Genomic DNA, 21,544 nt, shown 5'->3' with positions numbered 1-21,544 from the left:
TTTGTCTTAATGTTGGGGAATCTCGCCAAGTTGGCGTCCTTCGATTGTCTATTGTGTATACTTTTAGAAAAGAGAGGATGAAGTTATGGGGATAAATAAGCTAGTTGCTTCAGAGGTATATCAACACTCAGACCTAACTAACCTTCCTGCTAAGTCGACAAAAGATATTGTTCCTATAAACGAAATCGTAGGACAGGAACGCGCGCAAAAAGCCGTAGAATTTGCCATGTCGATCAAAGAAAAAGGCTACAACATTTATGCGATTGGTCGCAATGGGTTGGGTAAGCGCACCATGATCCTGCGTTATTTAAAGCGCAATCCACATCAAAATGGCGAATTAGCCGACTGGTGTTATGTGGCTAACTTCGACGATATACGAACCCCTAAAGTTCTCAAACTGCCAAGTGGTATTGGTTCGCTGTTAAAAACCGATTGTGAAAAGCTGATGGAGAAGTTGCTTAAAGCGATGCCTTTAGCGTTTGACAACGAAATGTACTTTTCTCGCTCCGAACAACTCAAAAATCAACTGGCCACCAAACAAGCTCAAGAGCTTGAAAAAATGACTGCTATGGCCAAAGAAAAGGCCATTAGCCTTTCTATCACTCCGCAAGGTGACTATCAATTTGTGGCGCTAAATGGCGAAGAGCAACACACCGAAGAGTCTTTTGATCAACTTCCTAAAAAAGAACAGGAGTTGTTTGATCAAAACATTGATGAGTTGGAATCGCTGCTACGTGAAATGGTGAGAGTATTTACCGATTGGGAAGAAGACTACGCTAACAAGATTAAGCGCCTCAATAACCAACGCGCAGATCAAGTGGCAGGGCACTTAGTTGAAGAGTTGATCACTAAATACGAGAACTACTCCGAGATAAAACACTACCTTAAAGCCCTGCGAACTGATGTGATTGAAAACGTCGATATATTTCTCGAAGAAGGCAACGAGCAAGCGGATATTGCTGGTGCATCACTCGATAAACGTCTTCCAAGGCGCTACAAAATTAATGTGTTAGTCAGTCAAACTGAGTCTCAACTTCCTGTTATTGTGGAAGAAAGTCCAAACTATCACTCTCTGTTTGGTTATATTGAAACAGCAACATTTAAGGGCACGGTATTTACTGATTTCTCTTTGATCCGTCCTGGCGCACTGCACCGCGCTAATGGCGGTGTGCTGTTAATGGATGCGGTGAAAGTGTTAGAACAGCCTTACGTGTGGGAAGGTCTGAAACGCGCACTTCGCTCACGCTCACTCAGCTTGACCTCACTGGAAAAAGAAGTGACCTTGACCGGCACTGTATCTCTTGATCCAGAGCCGATTCCACTAGACATTAAAATTATCTTGTTTGGCGACTATCGAACTTATCAGCTTTTGCAGCAGTACGACGCGGAGTTCTCTGAGTTATTTAGAGTTACGGCTGATTTTGAAGACGAAATGGATCGTAACGAGTCGAGCGAAATGCACTACGCTCGTTTTATCTCAAGCATAGTCCACGACAATAAATTGTTGCATTGCGACGTCAAAGCCATTGAAAGAATCATCGAGCACAGCGCTCGTCGCAGTGGTAGCCAAACAAAATTGTCGCTTCACTCGGCGCATATTGCCAATTTGCTTCGCGAAACCAACTACGTTGCGAAAGCGGCCAACGCGAAACGGATCGTAAGCTCGCACGTGGAACAAGCGTTGGCGAATCAGGAATCACGTGTTAGCCGAATGCAAGAAGGTGTTATGGAGTCGTTTGTTAACGGCACCACACTGATGCGTACTGAAGGTGTGGCAGTTGGACAAGTGAATGCGCTGTCGGTTTTGGCAACAATTGACCATGCCTTTGGCGCGCCAAATCGAATCACCGCCACCACGTCATACGGTGAAGGGGAGGTGATCGATATTGAGCGACAGGTCGATCTTGGGGGCAGTATTCATTCTAAGGGTGTGATGATCTTGTCCGCTTATATGCGTACCGTCTTTGGAAAAACCGCCAAAGTACCACTGACTACGACGATAACCTTTGAGCAATCTTATGGAGGCGTCGATGGTGACAGCGCAAGTATGGCAGAGTTCTGCGCCGTCGTGTCGGCCTTTGCCAAGAGAGAAGTGAGGCAGGAGTTAGCGATCACCGGTTCCATGAATCAGTTTGGTGAAGCTCAGCCAATAGGTGGCGTGAATGAAAAGATCGAAGGTTTTTTCGATGTTTGCCGAATAAAAGGGCGGAATAATGCTCAGGGAGTGATTATTCCAAGGTCGAATGTGCAAAATTTGATGCTGCGAAGTGATATTGTCACCGCGATAGAGAAGGGTACATTCACTATATACGCTATAGATCGTGTAGAAGAAGCTGTTGAGCTTTTCATGGGAATAGAAGCTGGCGTTGCAAGTGACGAGGGCAGCTATCCAATCAATACGGTTTATGGGATTGCGCAAGCAAAACTGAACGCACTTAGAAAGTAGTTTTACAGTGTAAACTAGAACTTAACTTGGCTTCTGGGAGGCGGTTGGCTTAATATAACATCTTGATTGTGTTAGGCCTTGTGACGCCAACCAGCATCCAGTTGAGGGAAATTTTGCATGAACGCACAGACAGATAAACCGATTGAAACGCTCTCATTTCTAGAGGGTCAGCAATCATTGAGCTTACAGCAGCTTTTCAAACGCTCTCAGCACGTCTATGCACAGCAACGTTACCCTAGTTTAGAGACCCGAACAGAGCGAATCCGCACTTTACAGCAAAATTTGTTGGATAATAAGCAACGGCTTGTCGAGGCTCTGTGCAAAGATTACGGTCACCGAACTGAATTTGATTCGCTTATGGCGGACGTCATGCCAAGTGTTCAGCAGGCGAAGTATACGCAAAATAAACTGTCTAAGTGGATGAAGCCCGAGAAACGTCATGCTGGGCTTATGTTTACGCCATCAAGTGTCAAAGTGACTTACCAACCTTTGGGTGTTGTTGGGATTATCTCTCCATGGAATTTCCCGATCATTTTAGCCATTTCGCCTACGATCATAGCGCTTGCGGCTGGTAATACGGTGATGATTAAGCTTTCAGAGTTTACGCCTCACACCAATTTAGCATTACGCTCGTTGTTTAAAGGTTTGGAAGACGTAGTCTGCCTAATTGAAGGTGGGCCCAATGTCGCAAGTGAGTTTAGTGCATTACCTTTTGATCATCTGTTGTTTACTGGGTCTACTGCAGTTGGCAAGCTCGTGGCAAAAGCGGCGGCTGAAAACCTCACGCCAGTGACTCTAGAGCTAGGCGGTAAATCACCTGCTATCATCACGGACAAAGGGAAGCTCGACAAAGCTGTCGACGCCTTGTTGTTTGGAAAGTGTTTAAATGGTGGCCAGATTTGTGTATCACCTGATTACGTTTTGCTGCCAAAATCGCTTGAAGACGCATTCATCGAAAAATTTTCCAAACGCTATCTTCAATCGATGAAAAAGAGTGGCGAACTGACGGCCATTATTAACCAGCGTCAGTGGGAGCGCTTGCAAAGCTATTTACCTGATGCTGAGCAAAAAGGGGCACAATTAATATCGTTAGATGCTTCGTTATCAAACGCCGACCAGCCTTATTTGATGCAGCCAACGTTAGTTAAGAACGTAAACGATAGCATGACCATCATGCAAGACGAGATATTTGGTCCGTTACTGCCTATTGTGACTGTTGACTCACTGTCTGAAGCGCTGGACTATGTTAATGAGCGTCCCCGTCCACTTGCTCTCTATCTTTTTAGTGATGATAAACATGAACAATCACAAGTGCTTAAGCAGACCCACAGCGGAGGCGTCGCGATTAATGACACGGTTATCCACGTTGCTTTAGAAGATGCTCCTTTTGGTGGTGTCGGACCATCAGGTATGGGTCACTATCATGGCGTTGAAGGTTTTAAAACTTTCAGTAAAGCAAAAACCGTCATGCATACACCAAGTTGGTTACCAAGAAGCGCACTATTACTTCTGCATAAGAAGTTTGCAGTGTCATTTTTCAGTCGATTTTTTGTTCGTTAAGGATAGTTATGAAAGCATCGTGGTTGTTATTTATCGGGATAGTAATTGGATTATCGGGCTGTGTAACAACGACGGTAGAGCCAGAAATCCCTAGTTTACCTATAGCGACGATCACTAGTGGTGATCTTAGTTTTATCCCTAATAATGCGACCCGATACGCATGGCACCCTCAGTCTGGAAATAATTTTCTAGACGACAGTTACAACGAGCAAAGTATTGATGCTCACCTGTTACAATCTATTCGTGCCAAATTAGCCTATAAAGGCTATCAAGAAGTATTGCTCTCGCAAAATCCAGATTTTCTTATAGGCTATGGCGTTGCGATTGAATCGCAACTGTCTGACGTGGCGCTGTTTGCAAAAACGTTACTCAATACGGGAATAAACATTGATGGTAGCGAGGAGATAGAAGGTGTGCAGGTCGAGAAAGGTACGGTGCTTCTTGCGCTATTTTCTGCAAACCCTGATATGCAAAGCCGTTGGGTCGCGATGTCTCAGGGACCGGTCTCTCCAGAATACGAAGAAAACGGTTTGATGCAAGATAGGATTGAATCAATGTTACGCTATCTAAATTCAATGCCTGATGCTGCGCAATAGATTACAAGGTAAAGGATGACTACAACGTATTTACTTTCTGAGCTTCCGTCAAATACTCGACTGGCATTTTTGGCACTGACTCAACGCAGTACGCCAGTAAGAGGGCAGCCGTTATCGGCAGGTAAGTGGTCTATTAACGAGTTTAAATTTGAGTCTCAGCAACTTGAGCGTTACCGTCAATGCTTCAACTTTTCAGATAACTCGATACCGTTAAGCTTTTTGTTTGTGGCCACACAGCAAGTGCAACTGAGCTATCTATCTCAAAAAAGTTTGTCCATTAAACTACTTGGCTTAGTGCATGTATCCATTGAGTTTGAACAGCATGCCTTGCTGGATCCAAGTGCAGCCTACCAAGTCGAAGTATCGTTGGGGGAGCAATGTTGGAGTGAAAAAGGTCTGCAATTTGATTTGGTGGTGAACTTTGTTAACGAGCAAAAGATCGTGGCAGGTTTTGTGAGCCGATATATTCAAATTACCAATAAGACATCGGCAAAACGGCGGCCTCGCCAAAACGAAACTGCTCAGCAGTCATCAGATTGGACAACGGTCAAAGAGATTTCATTTTCGTCGCGAGTTGGCCGAGATTATGCTTCTATATCAAAGGACTACAACCCCATACACCTGACGCCTTGGCTCTCCAAGTTGTTCGGTTTTAAGCGCCCAATTGTTCATGGCATGTATTCAGTCGCGGTGATTTTGAGTGCGCAAAAAAACCAACAGCTGTGCCGAGCAAACTTTCGCTTCACCAAGCCTATATTAATGCCAAATAGTGCAACGCTTCTGGTCGATGGGAATCGCTGGGCATTATCGCTGGAAGGTGATCGCACAGCTGTAGAAGCAGAGGTTATTACTAGCGCTAGCTAGCAGCATAGAGCCGATAGTATTGGCTTAACATCTGCTGTTTGCTGTAACTCTGCTCCACATGCTCTCTGGCATGCTTTGCTATTCTTGCTCTTGTGAGCGGTTCACTGTACAGGGTCAATATGGCTTCTGTGAGTTGCGGTCGGTTCTCACTTTCGATCAATAAACCATTGTGCTGATGTTTTATTACTTCTTTAATTCCGCCAACGTTTGTCACTACAGGCGCCACCTTCATTGACATTGCCTCTAGTAGAGTGACGGGTATCCCTTCGGCAATTGAGCTAAGAATAAACAGGTCAAAACTTTGGTAGTAAGGTTTTACATCCATCTGCGCACCAGCAAATACAACCTCCCCCAGAGGTGGAAGAGCCTGTTGATACTGTTTCAACGCTGTGAGTTCAGGTCCGTCTCCTACGAGCACTAAGCGACTGTTGATCGCAAAATCAGCATCTTGATGACAAGCCTGCGAGTATGAATCCAACAACATGGTTTGATTTTTTATGGCTTGCATTCGAGCTACGTGTCCGAGGGTGAATTTAGGGCTGCGCTGTTTGGTTTCGACATAAAAATGCTTAGTGTCGACGCCATTGTGAACAACCTGAACTTTTCTTAATGACAGACCCACATCTTGTTGTAGCCAGTCTCCAAGGTCTTTGGAAACGGCTACAAATTTATGTACTACGGGAGAGCATAGTTTTCGTAGCAGTCGATACTTGTTGTTGGAACCATCGGGATCGTAGCTGTCACGACCGTGTTCAGCGTGGATTCTTCGTGGGATCCTAAGTAGAGCGGCTATCCATTGATACTCTATTGTCGCGAGGTTATAGGAGTGTAGCGTATCTGGCTGAATGATTTTTAGTTGCTTATAGAGGGTACTATAAATCGACATACTGTGCCCAGACGCTTTGTTTAGCTGGTATATATGCACGTTGGAGGGAAGTAATTCGATCATTGCAGGGTCCGCTTGAGTCAACGTGACAATATGGTGCTCAAAGTGCTGATGAGAATCGCACACCATATCTAAGATCAGTTTCTCTAATCCACCAATTCCAAAGCTGTAAACCAGATGACAAATACGACTCATACTAAATACATTCCATGTTTAATGTCGGGCTTTAATTGGGTGAAGCGGTTTGCTGTGAAGACCGATTGCTAAGCGTCTGTTCAAATACGCGATAGAGTTTATTGCAGGTATCATCCCAAGAGAACTTTTCGGCATGTTGTCGCACTTTATGGCGCTTGCGCGGCTCATTGGTCAAACGTTGAATGCCGCGGGCAATATCGTCGACGGTTCTTTCGATTAGGACACCAGCATCAAATGTCGAAACTATTTCGGGTGTGCCCCAAATGTTTGTCGCGACAACAGGTGTACCGCATGCCATGGATTCGAGGAGAACGTTTGCCCACCCCTCTCGACTAGATGCAAGAATCGACATGTCAGCGGCACCAAACCAATCGCGAAGTTCAGATTGTGGTTTAGAGCCGACAAAATGACATCGCCTTTCAAGGCCAAGTGCTTTCACTCGCTGCTCTAGCATCGATTGTTGCTCGCCTGTACCAATAAAATACAGTTGTAGCTCGGGGCATTGAACCAAAGCTTCAACAATTAGATGTTGTCCTTTGCGTTCTACCAGCCATCCAACCGCAACCGCAATCGGCTGATTTAGGGGTAGATTTAACTGTTCACGTAAAACGTGTTGTTGTTGAAGGTCGGCATAGCGAAATAACTCCAGATCAACGCCATTTCTTAGTGTTACTGCTGAAGGGTCGCAGGGTTGAAGGTGATCGATTTCGTTTGCGAGTGCCTGACACACCGCTAGGTTGGCGTCGGATTGTCGAATCGCATACTGGATCATTTTTTTTGCCGGTTTGTATTCGGGGATGAGGTTAATATCCGTCCCACGAGCGGTAAGTGTAAAAGGGATCCGCAACATCTTGCACACTAACGCAATGGCAACACCATCTGGGTAGTAGTAGTGCCCGTCGACAATATCGTAGCGCTGCTTAATTTTTTGCGATAAGAAAAAGGCGACCAGTGTTAAGGCCATAAAAAAGGGCGTGAAATACATACCTACGACAGGGATCACCAAGTAGCGAGGGTGATGGACTGTAAAGCCATTTCGAGTTTCTTTCTTAGGCACAGCTGCATATTTTGCGTAGTCACCAAACCTGGGATGGGTTAAAGGAAACCACGGAACAGGAGCGACGACATCGACAGTCACATCAGGAAAACGTTGCTTTAACTGCTTCATGCGAGTTTCGATGAAAATACCCAACGAAGGCATGGTACTACTTGGGAACAGTGACGTCAGAGTGAGAATGCGCATAAGCTAATTACCTTTACCCCTTACCCTTGCGCTTGCAAAAACTGCGCGTACATCCAAAGCGACCACAAGCTTGCACTATGATCGCTTCGCCCAGATTGATGATCATTGACTAACGTGCTGAGTTGCTGGGAGCCAAACTGCCCGCTGTCTAACATCGCTTCGGATAACACGGTTTGACGAAGCTTATCTGCAAGTTCATGTCTAAACCACTTCGCAATTGGCATGCTAAAGCCCATTTTGGGTCGATATAAAATATCGTTGTCGACCCAAGGTTCTAAGCTTTTCTTGAATAGCGATTTTCCTTGTTCTTTCTGAATATTGAAATGAGAAGGTAAGCCAAAACCCCATTCAATAAAGTTATGGTCTAGCAGAGGGGCTCGCACTTCCAGTGAGGTGGCCATACTGGCTCTATCAACCTTAGTAAGGATGTCGCCAGGCAACCATGTTTTGAAGTCTAAATATTGGATTTGCTTCAGCGGATCATCGGGTAAGCTGTCTTTGTAGCGAAGCAAGTGCTCGTTAGCGCTATACCCTTGCAAATCACTCATATACTGCTGACTGTACAGCGAGTGTCTTAACGGCGCGCTCATCTTTGATATCCCGTGCGCATAGCCATCTAACATGCTCATGCCTAAGGATTGAAAGGTTGTTTTTGCCCTTAGTGGCTGAGGTGCCCAGTCCATTTTCGGGTACAATTTGCCTAAAGTACCAAACAGAGGCTGACGAATTGACGCTGGGATTTTGCCTTTGATCTTGTTTTCTGCAAGTAGCAGTCGATGACGGCGATAGCCTGCAAAAAGTTCGTCACCACCGTCACCCGAAATCGCGACTTTGACGTGCTTTCGTGCCATCTGGCAGACTTTCCAGGTTGGCAGGGACGAACTGTCGGCAAAGGGTTGATCATACATGTCCTGCAGCGCTGATAAATCCATTAGTTCACTGCTGTCGACTTCTTGAGAGTGGTGATTGGTTTTGTATCGCTTAGCCATAGCGGTTGCGTAGCTAGATTCGTCGTATTGTTTGTCGCTAAAGCCAATCGAACAGGTTTGCAATGGGCTAGACTGCTGCTGAGCAATTAACGCAACCATCGCACTCGAATCGACTCCGCCTGACAAAAATGCACCCAAAGGCACGTCCGCGATCAAACGGTAGGCAATGGCTTGTTGCAACTCTTCAATTAGCGCCTCTTTCGCTTGTTGTTCATCTAAAATCGTCGGCGAATAGGTGAGATCCCAGTATTGCTGCTGCTTAAATTCTTGACCAGGAGAGAGCAATAAAAAATGACCCGCCTCTAGAGTAAAGATATCTTGGTAGGCAGTGTAAGGATCAGGCACATAACCAAAGTGCAGAAAATCTTCAAGATGTTGCGTACGTTTTGTTCTACTGACCTTAGGGTGAGAGGTTAATACTTTTAGTTCCGAGCCAAATACGAACTGACCTTCAGCAGTTACCGTGTAGTGTAATGGCTTTTTACCAACGCGATCACGCGCGATAAACAGTTGGTGGCGATTTTTATCCCACAAAGCAAAGGCAAACATTCCTGTAAAGCGAGATAAGCATTGCTCTTGCCATTCTTCCCATGCGTGCACAATGACTTCAGTATCACTCACGGTCTTAAATGTGTGGCCAAGTTGCGTGAGTTCATCATAGAGGGCTTGGTAGTTGTAGATTTCGCCGTTAAACACGATAACGACGCTGTCGTCTTCATTGAAAATGGGTTGGTGCCCAGATGACAAGTCGATAATAGATAAACGTCGGTGAGCCAATCCTACATGCTCATCAATGTAGTAGCCTTCGTCGTCAGGGCCACGGTGGAGCTGAGCGTTATTGATCTGCGCAAGCAGTGTAGGCTCAATTGGATGAGGCTGATGAAGATTAAAGATACCAGCGATACCACACATACAACTTCCTTTGTTTATTTATTGTGTGCAAGCTTCAGTAAAGTCGACACGTCCGCAGACAATTGAGTCGGATCATTAATGTCGAGATTACGGCTCGCAAAAGCGACAACAGAGGCGTTTCCATCACCTTTGAACAGCCGCACAGCGCCAGAATAGAGCACAATTTCAAGCGGCTTTGCCGAGCAGAAAGAATTTACACAATACCAATAAACCACGGTGATAGGGTCTTGATATTGAGAGTTTAGCAGCAAGGCTTTTGCAGAGTGACCATCGATTGTAGTGATTTGGCTCGACTGCACATTCCACACTTCACCATCAAATAACTGGTTCTCACTGCTTAGAAGTTTCCCTTGGTCTTGAGCCAGTTGATAGGTTGCTGTGTATGAGTTGTATTGGGTCGCTTGATGCTCGTTAGCGTCAACAGAGACGGGGTTTGCAAATTCAATACCCCAATGAAAGGTGTCATTATTGGCATTAATCTTGGAGTTTGAGACAGTAGATACTTGTTTTTCAGATAGGAACACCTGGCTCCACACGAACGCGAAAACTAGCACTGAGCCGGCGATGAACAGCACTGACAAGTGAGTGGAAAAGCTTGGTGTAAAATAAGGTCGTTTGGTCGTCTTTGTCTTTTTAGTCGGCGTGTCAGAGAGGAAATAAGCTATTGCAAGCATCATTACGATGACCAGTGAGAAAAACACCCAGCCATAGATAAGGTGGTCAGCGCCAGTGGCGTATTTCATGTCGCTCAAATATCCGATCAGCACAATCCCAAATGCACGTAAACCATTCGCGATAATCGGTACAGTGACTGCGATTGCGAAATAGATGATGCGTTTCACGGGATGATGAAAGAATAGGTACGCAAACAGTGCACTAAGCGCGGTTCCCGAAATTAGGAATCGAATTCCAGAGCAAGCCTCAGCAACGTGGAAAACACCATTAGGAATATACAAATATAGCCCTTCTCTATAGACCGGTATATTGACTAAGTTGAGGTACATCACCGTAAAATCGGCGGTGATAAGCTGCAATTTAGGTACTAGCTCTTCGCCAAAAGGAATGGCAAACAGCAGAAATAGAATTGGGAACCACAGCTGTTTTGCGTTGTCGTTGCCTAAGACAAACCAGAAAATGGCTTGCAGCGCGACAACCGCACCGACATGCGAGAAAAAGTTGACATTAGATGCAATGCCGAATAACCAGATTATTACCGCCGCGCATAGCAGCAGTAGAGCCTGCAATGAAAACTGAGCTTTAGTGAGGTCTAACCAATCTCGGGCGTCCCAAATAAGCCAGATGGTGATGGGTAAGATGAGAAATCCATGCTCATAGGTTTTTGAGCCACCCCAAACTCTAATGAGGTCCAGCAGTGTCTCACTAAATAAGATCGCCCATAAGGGGACGAGCAGTAAACTGCTAATAGCTCGATTCATTGAGGTACTCCTGCAGTGGCGCCATTTTGCTTGGCCAACTATAGTTAGCGATAATCCATTCTCGCGAGTCTACTGCTGCGGTACTATTTTGCTTCAACTGCTCAATACACCACTGTGAAGCTAACGACGGCGTGTCGCACACAAAGTTGTGCGATTCTGGGTAGCCTGTAATCCCTTCAATGCCCAATGTGGTGGTAAATACCGGCTTGGCCATTGCCATCGCTTCTAATATTTTGTTCTGCACACCTCTTGCTATTTGCATTGGTGCCACAACGGCTTTGGCATGATGTAAATAAGGTCGAATATCGACAACGCGATCGGTCACCACAATACCTTGTTGTGTTTGCAACTGTTTAACTTCTGACGTTGCACCACCTCCGACGATGTAGAACTTCGCTTCAGGGTGAGCTTCTAGTACCGTTGGCCAAACATTATTGACAAACCATTTAACGGCGTCGACGTTGGCCCAATAGTCCATGGCACCGGTGAACACCAAATAGTTGTCTCGCTTGACGTCAAACTCTTCATGTAAGGTTGATGGTGCCTGTGGATCAAAGAAGGTGCTGTCTAAGCCATTTTCTAGAACGCAGACTCGTTGCTGTACCGCTTCTGGAACGATGGCTTTAAACGTTTCGACTTCTGCTGGTGTGACAAAACAGCTCACATTGGAACGTTTAGCAATATCAATTTCATAGCGTTGCAGCTGTTTATGCTCTCGCTGATACACAAATTTTGAGAGACCAGTTTTGCTATCACTGTATTGGCGCCATTTATCCGAATCGATGTCGACAAAATTCATTACCGTGTGTAAATCTTCGTGTTTATCAAAGACATATTGGGCCATCGCACCAGAAAAAATCACCACTTTTTTGATGTTATGCTTATCGATTGCTTGGGAAACACTGCGATCAAACTGTGGGCGATAATAGTAGGGAACCGTAATCGGCTGCTGAGTTAAAAACGCGGTGGCGCCACGAATAAGACTCGATTTTTTGCTCATCGAATGATGAAACTGAGAGGAACAATAATCGTCTAACTTGCGGATATACTGTTCGTCGAAGGGATCATCAATAAAATAGCCCAGGTGCACTTGGTAGTGCTGGTGAAGGTATTTCAGTATGTTGAACGCAGCAATTTTTTCACCTTTATTCGGTGGAAAAGGTATGCGGTGGCACAGAAACAATACAGCCGGTTTATTACTGCTGGACATAATATTGCCTATCCTAAAAACTTCGATATATGGGGCCCAATGGCCTTACTCACAGGCAATGGCAGCTTTTTCCATGTGTCAATGAGCAACTTATATTTGGGATTATTAGGCGACAGATTTGGCAGCTCTGTGGCTTTAATCAGAGCAATTTTGTAGTTTAGCGGTTGCTCTTTCATGCCCCAGTTCTTTTTGTATTTATAGGCGCCTGAGTCAAGTTTACTGCGTCCAAAGTCGAAACGATTTTTACCTTTTTGATGTGCTAAATGCATCAACTGGAAGTACATAAAGTCATTGCTCTTAAGTCCTCGAGCGGACAGGTTACCACCACCGTAATAAGGTAGTACTTCATCCTTATAGTAGAAACTGAGTACGCTGCTCACAGGCTCACCTTGAGCGTCTTTGATCACCAGTGTTTCGCTGCTTTCGGGAAACACATCCAACAGAGTTTTAAACAGCTTCTTACTGAATACAGGTGTCCCAAGGTTACGAACGCTTTCAGCGTATAAGTCGTAGCACTGAGAGAAGTCGTTGTCGTTACTCCAACTTAAGCTGTTTTTTTGTGAATGGCGGATAACTGCACGCTGTTTACGTTTTATTGAGGTTAATATTTGCTCTGGATCCTCTGGGATTTCAGCAAAAAATGTGGCGTGATTTGAGTGTGTTTGCCACACAGACGTCGACTCTGTTGGCTCTTTATCTCGCAACTCTACGTAATCTACTCCAAGGGCCACGCCTTTGTCGTAAGCGGCCTGTTCTAATGCGTGTCGAATTTCATCATCATTGGCGATCACGCCCCCATAAACGCAAAAAGGTGTTGATACCAATGAATGGCCAAACAACATACTTTTTTGTTGCACCAGTGGCAAAACGCCAACAATTTGCTCATGTTGTGTCGCGACAAGGTAATGAGGCTTGTGACCAAACACCTCATTAATCACCGTGATCCAACCGGTTAAATGAAAAAAGCTGCCTGATGGATGATTGTCTACGTACGAATCCCACTGTTTGGCATCTTGAGGTCTAAAACTACGCACGGATACTTGCTGCACTTTCCTTTCCTTGTATTGAGTACACATCTTTCATTGTCGACCACTGAAAATCAGAGAGAAGACGGCTCACTTTGTTTTCCATTCGACCAAGGTTAACGTAATGCCTAACCTTAGACTTGAGTGTTGCCTTTGCAATCCTTGGTTGGTCAGGGTCAATTTCCCATGGGTGGAAGTAGAACGAGTAAGGCTTTTGCTCGCCGACTAAGTAGCGCTCGATTAACTTATGGCTCAACGCATACGGAGCGAGTCGGAAGTATCCTCCACCGCCAATGGGAATATTGCGCTCAGCAATACGCAAAGTCGGAACAGGGATTTCTAAAATACCTTCTGGGCGTAAATGCGGAAACCTTGGCCAATTTGGAACACCATATAGGTCGTGCTTAACTGGATACGTGCTACTGCTGTATAAAAAGCCCGCCTTTGCCAGTGCGTCAAATGCCCATTGGTTATTTTCATTGATTGAGAAGCTCGGTGCGCGGTATCCATCAACAGAGACTCCAACAATGTCTTCTAAACAATGCTTTGCTGAAAGTACATCGTTGAGAAATACCTCAAAGGTTTGGGTGGTAGCTCGCTGATGGGCAAAACCGTGGCAGGCGACCTCGTGTCCAAGCGCTGCAATGTCTGCAATCAAGGCTGGGTAACGTTGTGCTACCCAGCCAAGGACAAAAAAGGTCCCATGGACATTGTGGCGTTCTAGCAAGCGTAAGATATTACGTGTGTTAGTGACCACACGAGTGGGATAATCGCCGTTATCCCACTGTTCTGGGCGGATAATGCTCTGGAATGCCTCTACCTGAAAATAGTCTTCGACATCGACAGTAAATGCATTGGTGATCGGCTCTACGATTTTCACTTCTACCTCGTCCACTATCGGCCTTTCCCAAATAGAACTATTTCTGATGTTCTGACCAAGATCAGAAGATCCAACAAAAAGCTGCGGTGTTTGATGTAATAGAGATCAAACTTAAGTTTTTCTGCCGCATCTTTACTATTTTCACCATAGGGATACTTCAGCTGGGCCCAACCTGTAAGACCAGGCTTTACATAGTTTCTTTGGTTGTAATATGGAATATCTTGCGAAAAGCTGGTGGTGAACTCTGGGCGCTCAGGGCGTGGACCCACAAAGCACATGTCTCCGCGGACAACGTTATAGAGTTGTGGTAGTTCATCAAGGCGATACTTGCGGATAATAGCGCCAACTTTAGTCACGCGATCATCGGTCTTGGTGGTCATTTTTGCGCCATCTTTTTCAGCGTCAATCTTCATACTGCGGAATTTATAAATATCGAACCGGCGACCATTTAATCCAATGCGCTGCTGTTTATAGATTACCGGAGCAAAAAGTCCATCTTCAATCTTGATGCTAATGATGGTGATTAGAATAAACGGCCAAGTTGCTAGGAAGATAAGCACGCTAAGCATGGTGTTGAAAATACTATTGAGCACAAACGAGAAAGAGAGTTTAACGGGGGACTGGTTAAATATCGCCCAAGAAGGATTGATGTGTTCAATGGCAATTTGTCCAGTTTCTCGCTCAACAAAATCGATGATGTCATTAACGAAGATCCCTTCTGCTTTACAGTCGAGAAGCTCTTTTGAGGGCAGCGTTCCTCGGCGCTCGTCAGCCGCAATGACCACCTCGTGAATATCGTTTTGCTGGCAGTAGCTGCCTAATTGTCCAGTTGTTATGTCTAGTCTGGGCTGAGTGTTGTCTACATCTGGGCAATCACCGTTCAAAGGTACATAACCTACTAAATCGAAATTTAATCGGTCTGTTTTTCGCTTCATCGAGCTATTAATCAACGATGCTCGCTTTCCAGCCCCTAGCACTAGCACTTTTGACTTTTTGATGTACTTTTTATCACCCAAAAGTAGAGCAGTACGCGTAGCAAATAAGCCCAAAATAATAATAAAATAAATAGATTCAATAACTAATAGTGGATTTTTGTCTAAAGGAGTAATGGCATATATTGATGCAACCGTGCAATACGAAAGAATTACGGATACTAATATTCTACTGGCTATTTCTCTTACACCACAACGTAATTTTTCGTTATATAGGCCTACCGCGATACAGCAAATTTCAATTGAGACTGTAACAAGAATGAGACGAATGTAGAAATATTGATCAAACGCCAAAACGTACTCTGGGAAGTAGGTTTTCATGATGGCTGCGCAGACCATAAACGCCAAGTAAACAACGCTTATGTCTATGATAAATAGCATTATTTTGCTTTTATTTATTATATGGTTTTGTGTGCCCATGCTAGTTCCTTAGTTGACACATAAGTGTGATTCCCTAATTTAAGTTTACCGCTGACATTTGTTTTCGTTGCAAATGAGGTGGCGTTAAAACAAGCATACTTGGATAAAAATAAACGCAATGTATGTTTTTTGAGACAAGATTATTGTTTGAAATTGTTATTCTTACTTAAGCAATCATTAACATGGACAAAAATATGGATGCTTCAATCAAAAATATTAGTAAAGGCCTTGTAATTATTGGTTCTTTATTATTAGTAACCGCTTGTAGTAGTGGCGGGGGATACCAAGAGTTGCCCTCAGCAAAAGCGCAACCCTCTCTCACGACCGACATAGACAACTACAACTATCTAATCGGACCACAAGACAATCTAGAGATTTTTGTTTGGGGTAACCCAGAAATTTCAGGAGTCTTCCAAGTTAGACCTGACGGAAAGCTGTCTACGTCTTTGGTTGATGATTTAGAGGCTAGCGGAAAAACACCCACAGAGTTGGCTCGCGAGATAGAGTCCTATCTGTCTGAATACGTTAGAGACCCTATAGTGACGGTAATTGTTCAAGGCTTTGTAGGGCCATTTAGTGAACAAGTACGAGTTATTGGTGAAGCGGCGCAGCCTCAGGCCATCAGTTATAGAGAACACATGACGTTATTGGATGTGATGATCTCAGTAGGTGGTTTAACCGAGTTTGCAAATGGTAATGGCGCAAACCTTATTCGTGTAGTGAACGGCAAGCAAGTTAAATACAGCATTCGTTTGGACGATTTAGTCAAAGAAGGTGAGATTGCGGCCAACGTCGACATTTTACCTGGCGATATTGTAATTATTCCTGAAGCTTGGTTCTAGGAAACTACCATGAAAGAGCAACTGAAAGCGCTACTTGATTTAGTTCAAGGTGCATGGCTAAAAAGACGCTGGTTAGTGATCTCACTGCTGTTGATTTGTCCTGTGGGGTGGGGTGTTGTCACTCTAATGCCCAACCAGTACACATCGGAAGCTAGGGTTTATGCCGATACTCGTTCAATTTTGCAGCCGTTACTCAAAGGTTTAGCGATCAATACGGATCCTTCACAGGAATTGTCGCTGATCGTTAAAACTCTGCTTAGCAGGACGAATCTTGAGACCATTATTCGATATTCTGACGCTGCGGCAACAGCCAAAACCAGCGAGGAATATGAGGCACTCATTACCGATCTTAAGAATAACATCAAGATCAAGTCGACTGGACGAGAGAACTTGTTCTCAATCAGCTATGTTGGCAGTGATCCTAGATATGTGAAAAAGATTGTACAGTCAGCGCTTGATGTCTTTGTCGATAGTGCCGTAGGTCAAAAGCGCCAAGACACCAGTAAAGCGGGTCAGTTCATTGACGACCAAATTCGTGAATACGAAATACGCCTAGAAGAGTCCGAAGCCGATCTTGCAGCATTCAAGCAACGATATGAAGGCTATACTCCGGGTAGTGAAGCCAATTACTACGCTAAGATTGAGCAGCGTAAAGGTATTCTCGAATCCACTGAGTTGGAAATTAAAGAAAAAGAAACTCAGCTGTTTACTGCACAAGAACGATTGGACACTGAAAAAGCCAAAGCGGCCAAAAATCAGTTTGGTGTAGAGACCGAGTTTGATTCGCGATTGGACCTGTTAGAAGCACGTTTGGACGATCTGTTGTTTAGATACACAGAAAAGCATCCAAACGTTAAAGAAACCAGAAGACAGATTGAAGACCTGCGTGCTCAAAAGCAGTTGTCGATTGCAAATGCGGCAAGTCGTGGTGAAATTTTAAATAGCGAGCAGTCTCAATACCTTTCGGTGCTCATTCAGCAGTTACGCACCGAAATAGCGTCACTGCAGGTTAGAGCCCAAGCGCAAGTTGCCAAAATTCTAGAGCTAGAAAATACGGTTAGTAACCTTCCAGATGTGGAAGCCGAGCTTACCTCGCTGACTCGTAATTACAGTATTACAAAAGAGAAATACGAAGAGCTTCTATCGAGACGAGAAGCGGCCCTAATATCACAACGCGTTGGCGCTGCCTCAGACGAGATAACGTTCCGAGTGATTGATCCACCACAGCTTCCGCTTAAACCATCTGGTCCAATGCGTCCGCTATTTTTAAGTGCGGTGCTTGTTGTTGGGTTAGGTGCTGGTATGGGGGCATCTTTCTTACTGAGTCAAATCTCACCCGTCGTTACTTCAGCTGAGCAAATCTATCGCGAAACGAATATTCCAGTGTTTGGTGCTGTGTCCATCACTCAAAACTCGGGTCTGCGCAAAAAAATGAAGCGAAAAACCATGCTATTTGTGCTGATTCTATTGTTAATATTTTGTACGTTTATCGGGTTTGTGCTTCTTAATATCGTGCCCGAATGGCATGCAACGGTACTCTCAGGGATATCACAGTTATGAGTATTATTGAAAAGGCAATGGGTAAACGTGCCAAGTCAAAACCAGCGGTGCAGGCAAGCGAACCCAAAGTCAGCGCACCACAAGTTGAGTTGGTGGATAAGCCAGCGCAATATGTATCGGTACCTATTGACCTGAACGATCCCAAATTGCTGCGTATCGATGAACAAAGGCTCAAAGACTTGGGTATGGTGAATCACAGTAACGAAAGAGCCAACCTCGAAATCACAAATGAGTATCGTTCGATTAAGCAAAAGCTACTCTACAACGCATTTGGGTTAGGGGCCCAAGCTCAGCCTAATGGGAATCTTGTGATGGTATCAAGCACCGTTCCAAGTGAAGGGAAAACCTTTACTTCAGTGAATTTGGCATTGAGCTTGGCCAGTGAAAAAGACAAAACAGTGTTGCTCGTTGACGCAGATATCTTGAAACCTGATGTCAGCAATTTACTCGAAATTGAACCAAGACCGGGACTTATCGATTACCTAACTGGAGAGGTTGACGATATTGGTGAGGTTATCTATCCCACGAACATCCCTAATTTGCGTATCTTACCCGCTGGCGCATGGCACCATGAGAGTAATGAGTTGTTGGCCAGTGAGAAAATGGAACAGCTGATTGCTGAGTTGTCTAGTCGGTACGCTAACCGAATGGTTGTGTTTGACTGTCCTCCTGTATTAGGGGTAGTGGAAACCGTAACTATTTCCAAGCACTTAGGTCAGGCAATGTTGGTGATCGAGCCTGGTAGGACCAAAATGAGCAATGTTGAAGCCGCTGCTTCGCAACTAAGTTCTGATATGACAGTTGGTTTTATCATGAATAAAGTGGTTAGAAGTTCGCACGTATCGTATGGCTATGGTTATGGCTACGGATACGGTTATGGGCATGAACGTTAAATAAGCGGGCGCTAAAGTATATGGATATCAAATGGTTAGAACTGCGGTGGATGACGATTGGAGCAACTGTGGCGTTAAGCGCAACGGTGGCTCATTCTGCAGAGATCGTTCAGCCCTACGTTGTAGGCGGGCTCACCTTCAGTGACAACATAAATCAGAGCCAACAGGCACAAAGTGCATTTGTGCTCGATGTCGGTGCGGGTTTTGATTTTGATTATCAAACGGCCAAGAACAGCTTAACAGGCAAGTACGAAATCCGGCAGTTCATCTACAGCGATGACTCTGACAAAAATTCAGCCTATCAAGATATGGACCTAAATTGGCTTTATGCGACCAAGCTTGAAGGTGTCGGTCTCTATGCGAATGCTCAGATCGATAATGTCGCCCGTTTTAATGACCAAAATGCGATTACCGATATTTTTGCTGGTAACACAGTGCAGGAGTCGCAATTAGAGGCTGGTGCCACCTACTCGAATCCTATTCAAGGTACTGCCTACGTCGACTCACGAGCCTACTACCGTATCAATGATAACAGCGACAACCTGGGCAATAACTCGGGCTATGGCGTAACGCTTTTTTCAACCGATGGCTATGACGCCGATGTACTGTTTTGGCAAAGCGACTGGTCGTATGACGTCAGAACAGGTAGAGAGAGTGGTCTGGATTCAGAGTACGTTGTTTTGAGACAATCTCTTGGGATACAAACACCTTGGGACGTCGCTCCGCTTGTTCGAGTTAACTACGAAAATATCACAGGAGAGAGTGGTGAAAATGTCGAGTCTCTCTATTACGGCGCTGGTCTTCGATATTCGTACAATCGTTTAAACTATCTCGAGCTCTCTTACAATATTGCCGACGATCCTGAAAATGAGGACTACTGGGGCGGGGTAATCAATATTCAGTCCACCAGTAATACTCGTTTTGCAGCCAGCTACGACCGACGCTTCTTTGGTGACGCCTATGATGTTGAGCTGTCTCATCGCTCGAGAAAGGTTACCAACACCTTAAGTTACAACGAAAATCCGACCAACTATGACAGGGATTCTTTTGTATCCGGTGGTGGAGCAGATGGAGAAATATTCCTCTCCAGAGAAGCGCGTTGGAACGTTGAGGTTAACGCTGGCAGAACCTTGTGGAATTTTTACGTTAGCTATAAAGACACTGAAGATATAGAGGCTGTACTGCTTGAGCTTGATGAAAGCGACCTTTCTTTAGGGTATGGAGGCAAGGTTACTCATCAGTTATCTCGCCGTACGTCTTCGGCATTGAGCATTGATTTTGATGATTACGACTTTTTTCAAACTCAGACTGAGAACAATGCACAAGACGACTTTTATCAGCGCTATAAAGCGACACTGGATCACCAGCTATCAAGAAGTATTTCCAGTGATTTCGAGCTGAGCTATCTTCGCCGAGACTCTAGTGTTGGAAGTTTCAACTACGACGAAATTAGAGCGTCAGCAAACATAAGATTGGACTTTTAGTATGTATGAACAGCATTTCGGCTTCGACGATCGCCCCTTTAAACTTAGCCCTGAGCCAAAGTTTTTTTTCTCAAGCCCGCATCATAAGAAGGCACTTAGCTACTTAGAATATGGGATGTCTTTGGGAGAAGGGTTTATTGTTATTACAGGGCCTATAGGCAGCGGTAAAACAACCATCGCAAAAAACCTTGTAGCCCAAGTAGATAACTCGATACACGTTGTTCAACTAGTAACGACCAACCTCAATCCGGACGAGCTACTTAGCCTAGTTTGCAGCAAATTCTCGATAGAATCGGAGACGCTTTCAAAAGGCGAGAAGATTAAGAAAATTGAGAAAGCGTTACTTCAGCTTAATGCCGCTGGAAAAAGAGCGCTATTGATCGTAGACGAAGCGCAAAACCTGCCAGCAGAGACAGTTGAAGAGCTGAGAATGCTGTCAAATTTAAATGTGAACGATCAGCCTCTTATTCAAAGCTTCTTACTCGGCCAAGAGGAATTAAAATCGATCATTGAGCTGCCTCAAATGGAGCAGTTTCGTCAGCGCATTATTGCCTCATGCCACCTTAAGGCGCTCGATAAAGGGCAGACAGAGCAGTATATTTTGCATCGATTGAACCAAGTGGGTTGGAAGAATCATCCCCAAATTGACGCAGACATTTTTGCGCCAATTAATAAGGTCAGCAGCGGAATACCCAGGAAGATTAATATATTGATGGATCGTTTACTGTTGGCGGCGTATTTAGAAGAAGTCGATACAGTAGACGAAGCTCTCGTTGCAACAGTGGTAGAAGAAATGAACGAGGAAGTCTCGGGGTCAATCAGTCCTCGTGCTTCAGAGCCACTTATGAAGTCGGTCGTTTCTACCGCGTTGGAAAGTCGGGACTATCAGGATCTACAACGGGCGTTTAGTGAGCTAATTGCCACCAAATTAGAAACCGTAAGGCAGTTGGAAAAATTAATTGAAAATCATCAAAACACATTGGCCCAAAATGGACACCATGGAGCTTCCGTGAGCAGTCAGGAAGCAGATGTACCCCCAACTAAGACACAAAGCCCATTGACCCAAAAGCACTGGATCGCATCATTAATCAATACCAGTAAGTAAACACTG

At 44.8% G+C, this 21,544-nt stretch carries 17 protein-coding genes; 9 read left to right on the top strand and 8 right to left on the bottom strand.

Annotated features, from left to right (window positions below):
* The first annotated feature begins 85 nt into the window (after positions 1–85).
* From JQC93_RS11470 to JQC93_RS11455, 4 genes are all read left to right on the top strand, one after another.
* Complete coding sequence (locus JQC93_RS11470; protein ID WP_205158578.1) at positions 86–2,446, top strand: Lon protease family protein; 2,361 nt, start codon at positions 86–88, stop codon at positions 2,444–2,446.
* A gap of 117 nt (positions 2,447–2,563) precedes the next feature.
* The gene (locus JQC93_RS11465) at positions 2,564–4,006 is read left to right on the top strand and encodes a coniferyl aldehyde dehydrogenase (protein ID WP_205158577.1); all 1,443 of its coding nucleotides are present in this window, start codon (positions 2,564–2,566) and stop codon (positions 4,004–4,006) included.
* A gap of 8 nt (positions 4,007–4,014) precedes the next feature.
* Positions 4,015–4,602 carry a DUF4136 domain-containing protein gene (locus JQC93_RS11460; RefSeq protein WP_205158576.1) on the top strand — a complete coding sequence of 196 codons (588 nt, stop codon included), beginning with the start codon at positions 4,015–4,017 and terminating at the stop codon, positions 4,600–4,602.
* 15 nt (positions 4,603–4,617) lie between these two features.
* A complete protein-coding gene (locus JQC93_RS11455; protein ID WP_205158575.1) occupies positions 4,618–5,466 on the top strand; it encodes a MaoC/PaaZ C-terminal domain-containing protein in 849 nt (282 codons plus the stop codon).
* On the opposite strand, the gene JQC93_RS11450 is transcribed toward JQC93_RS11455, so the two are convergent.
* The 8 genes from JQC93_RS11450 to JQC93_RS11415 are packed head-to-tail and all read right to left on the bottom strand — an operon-like array spanning position 5,459 to position 15,615.
* A complete protein-coding gene (locus tag JQC93_RS11450) occupies positions 5,459–6,547 on the bottom strand; it encodes a glycosyltransferase (RefSeq protein ID WP_205158574.1) in 1,089 nt (362 codons plus the stop codon). The genes JQC93_RS11455 and JQC93_RS11450 overlap by 8 nt on opposite strands.
* A gap of 31 nt (positions 6,548–6,578) precedes the next feature.
* On the bottom strand, positions 6,579–7,790 hold the full coding sequence (locus tag JQC93_RS11445; protein ID WP_205158573.1) for a glycosyltransferase: 1,212 nt from the start codon (positions 7,788–7,790) through the stop codon (positions 6,579–6,581).
* 20 nt (positions 7,791–7,810) lie between these two features.
* Complete coding sequence (locus JQC93_RS11440) at positions 7,811–9,691, bottom strand: XrtA/PEP-CTERM system amidotransferase (RefSeq protein WP_205158572.1); 1,881 nt, start codon at positions 9,689–9,691, stop codon at positions 7,811–7,813.
* 14 nt (positions 9,692–9,705) lie between these two features.
* A complete protein-coding gene (gene xrtA / locus JQC93_RS11435) occupies positions 9,706–11,127 on the bottom strand; it encodes an exosortase A (RefSeq protein ID WP_205158571.1) in 1,422 nt (473 codons plus the stop codon).
* Positions 11,111–12,337 (bottom strand): TIGR03087 family PEP-CTERM/XrtA system glycosyltransferase, encoded by a 1,227-nt coding sequence (locus JQC93_RS11430; RefSeq protein ID WP_205158570.1) that lies wholly within the window; start codon positions 12,335–12,337, stop codon positions 11,111–11,113. Before JQC93_RS11430 ends, xrtA begins: the two co-directional genes overlap by 17 nt.
* A gap of 8 nt (positions 12,338–12,345) precedes the next feature.
* Complete coding sequence (locus JQC93_RS11425; protein WP_205158569.1) at positions 12,346–13,386, bottom strand: FemAB family XrtA/PEP-CTERM system-associated protein; 1,041 nt, start codon at positions 13,384–13,386, stop codon at positions 12,346–12,348.
* Positions 13,364–14,257, bottom strand: coding sequence for an XrtA system polysaccharide deacetylase (locus JQC93_RS11420; RefSeq protein WP_205158568.1), 894 nt, complete (start codon positions 14,255–14,257; stop codon positions 13,364–13,366). The genes JQC93_RS11425 and JQC93_RS11420 overlap by 23 nt, the downstream gene beginning before the upstream one ends.
* Positions 14,257–15,615, bottom strand: coding sequence for a TIGR03013 family XrtA/PEP-CTERM system glycosyltransferase (locus JQC93_RS11415; RefSeq protein WP_205158567.1), 1,359 nt, complete (start codon positions 15,613–15,615; stop codon positions 14,257–14,259). The genes JQC93_RS11420 and JQC93_RS11415 overlap by 1 nt, the downstream gene beginning before the upstream one ends.
* 221 nt (positions 15,616–15,836) lie before the next feature.
* Between JQC93_RS11415 and JQC93_RS11410 the strand changes: the two genes are divergently transcribed.
* Genes JQC93_RS11410 through JQC93_RS11390 form a run of 5 tightly spaced genes read left to right on the top strand, consistent with a single transcriptional unit; the run spans position 15,837 to position 21,538 of the window.
* On the top strand, positions 15,837–16,496 hold the full coding sequence (locus JQC93_RS11410) for an XrtA/PEP-CTERM system exopolysaccharide export protein (protein WP_205158566.1): 660 nt from the start codon (positions 15,837–15,839) through the stop codon (positions 16,494–16,496).
* 9 nt (positions 16,497–16,505) lie between these two features.
* Positions 16,506–18,056: an XrtA system polysaccharide chain length determinant gene (locus JQC93_RS11405; RefSeq protein ID WP_205158565.1), complete on the top strand. Its 1,551-nt coding sequence runs from the start codon at positions 16,506–16,508 to the stop codon at positions 18,054–18,056.
* On the top strand, positions 18,053–18,949 hold the full coding sequence (locus JQC93_RS11400) for an XrtA-associated tyrosine autokinase (protein WP_205158564.1): 897 nt from the start codon (positions 18,053–18,055) through the stop codon (positions 18,947–18,949). The genes JQC93_RS11405 and JQC93_RS11400 overlap by 4 nt, the downstream gene beginning before the upstream one ends.
* 20 nt (positions 18,950–18,969) lie before the next feature.
* Positions 18,970–20,433: an outer membrane beta-barrel protein gene (locus JQC93_RS11395; protein WP_205158563.1), complete on the top strand. Its 1,464-nt coding sequence runs from the start codon at positions 18,970–18,972 to the stop codon at positions 20,431–20,433.
* A gap of 1 nt (position 20,434) precedes the next feature.
* Positions 20,435–21,538 (top strand): XrtA/PEP-CTERM system-associated ATPase, encoded by a 1,104-nt coding sequence (locus JQC93_RS11390; protein ID WP_205158562.1) that lies wholly within the window; start codon positions 20,435–20,437, stop codon positions 21,536–21,538.
* Positions 21,539–21,544 lie beyond the last annotated feature (6 nt).

The organism is Vibrio ulleungensis (genome assembly GCF_016900875.1).
Classification (GTDB): domain Bacteria; phylum Pseudomonadota; class Gammaproteobacteria; order Enterobacterales; family Vibrionaceae; genus Vibrio; species Vibrio ulleungensis.
Note: the sequence above shows the minus strand (reverse complement) of the source record. Positions and strands in the feature narration are given on the sequence as shown.

Bases quoted from the DNA above. Each gene is read 5' to 3' on its own strand.
- JQC93_RS11390 (WP_205158562.1), top strand. From the start codon at position 20,435: ATGTATGAACAGCATTTCGGCTTCGACGATCGCCCCTTTAAACTTAGC.
- JQC93_RS11450 (WP_205158574.1), bottom strand. From the start codon at position 6,547: ATGAGTCGTATTTGTCATCTGGTTTACAGCTTTGGAATTGGTGGATTA.
- JQC93_RS11405 (WP_205158565.1), top strand. From the start codon at position 16,506: ATGAAAGAGCAACTGAAAGCGCTACTTGATTTAGTTCAAGGTGCATGG.
- JQC93_RS11415 (WP_205158567.1), bottom strand. From the start codon at position 15,615: ATGCTATTTATCATAGACATAAGCGTTGTTTACTTGGCGTTTATGGTC.
- JQC93_RS11470 (WP_205158578.1), top strand. From the start codon at position 86: ATGGGGATAAATAAGCTAGTTGCTTCAGAGGTATATCAACACTCAGAC.
- JQC93_RS11410 (WP_205158566.1), top strand. From the start codon at position 15,837: ATGGACAAAAATATGGATGCTTCAATCAAAAATATTAGTAAAGGCCTT.
- JQC93_RS11395 (WP_205158563.1), top strand. From the start codon at position 18,970: ATGGATATCAAATGGTTAGAACTGCGGTGGATGACGATTGGAGCAACT.
- JQC93_RS11465 (WP_205158577.1), top strand. From the start codon at position 2,564: ATGAACGCACAGACAGATAAACCGATTGAAACGCTCTCATTTCTAGAG.
- xrtA (WP_205158571.1), bottom strand. From the start codon at position 11,127: ATGAATCGAGCTATTAGCAGTTTACTGCTCGTCCCCTTATGGGCGATC.
- JQC93_RS11445 (WP_205158573.1), bottom strand. From the start codon at position 7,790: ATGCGCATTCTCACTCTGACGTCACTGTTCCCAAGTAGTACCATGCCT.
- JQC93_RS11400 (WP_205158564.1), top strand. From the start codon at position 18,053: ATGAGTATTATTGAAAAGGCAATGGGTAAACGTGCCAAGTCAAAACCA.
- JQC93_RS11455 (WP_205158575.1), top strand. From the start codon at position 4,618: ATGACTACAACGTATTTACTTTCTGAGCTTCCGTCAAATACTCGACTG.
- JQC93_RS11460 (WP_205158576.1), top strand. From the start codon at position 4,015: ATGAAAGCATCGTGGTTGTTATTTATCGGGATAGTAATTGGATTATCG.
- JQC93_RS11440 (WP_205158572.1), bottom strand. From the start codon at position 9,691: ATGTGTGGTATCGCTGGTATCTTTAATCTTCATCAGCCTCATCCAATT.
- JQC93_RS11430 (WP_205158570.1), bottom strand. From the start codon at position 12,337: ATGTCCAGCAGTAATAAACCGGCTGTATTGTTTCTGTGCCACCGCATA.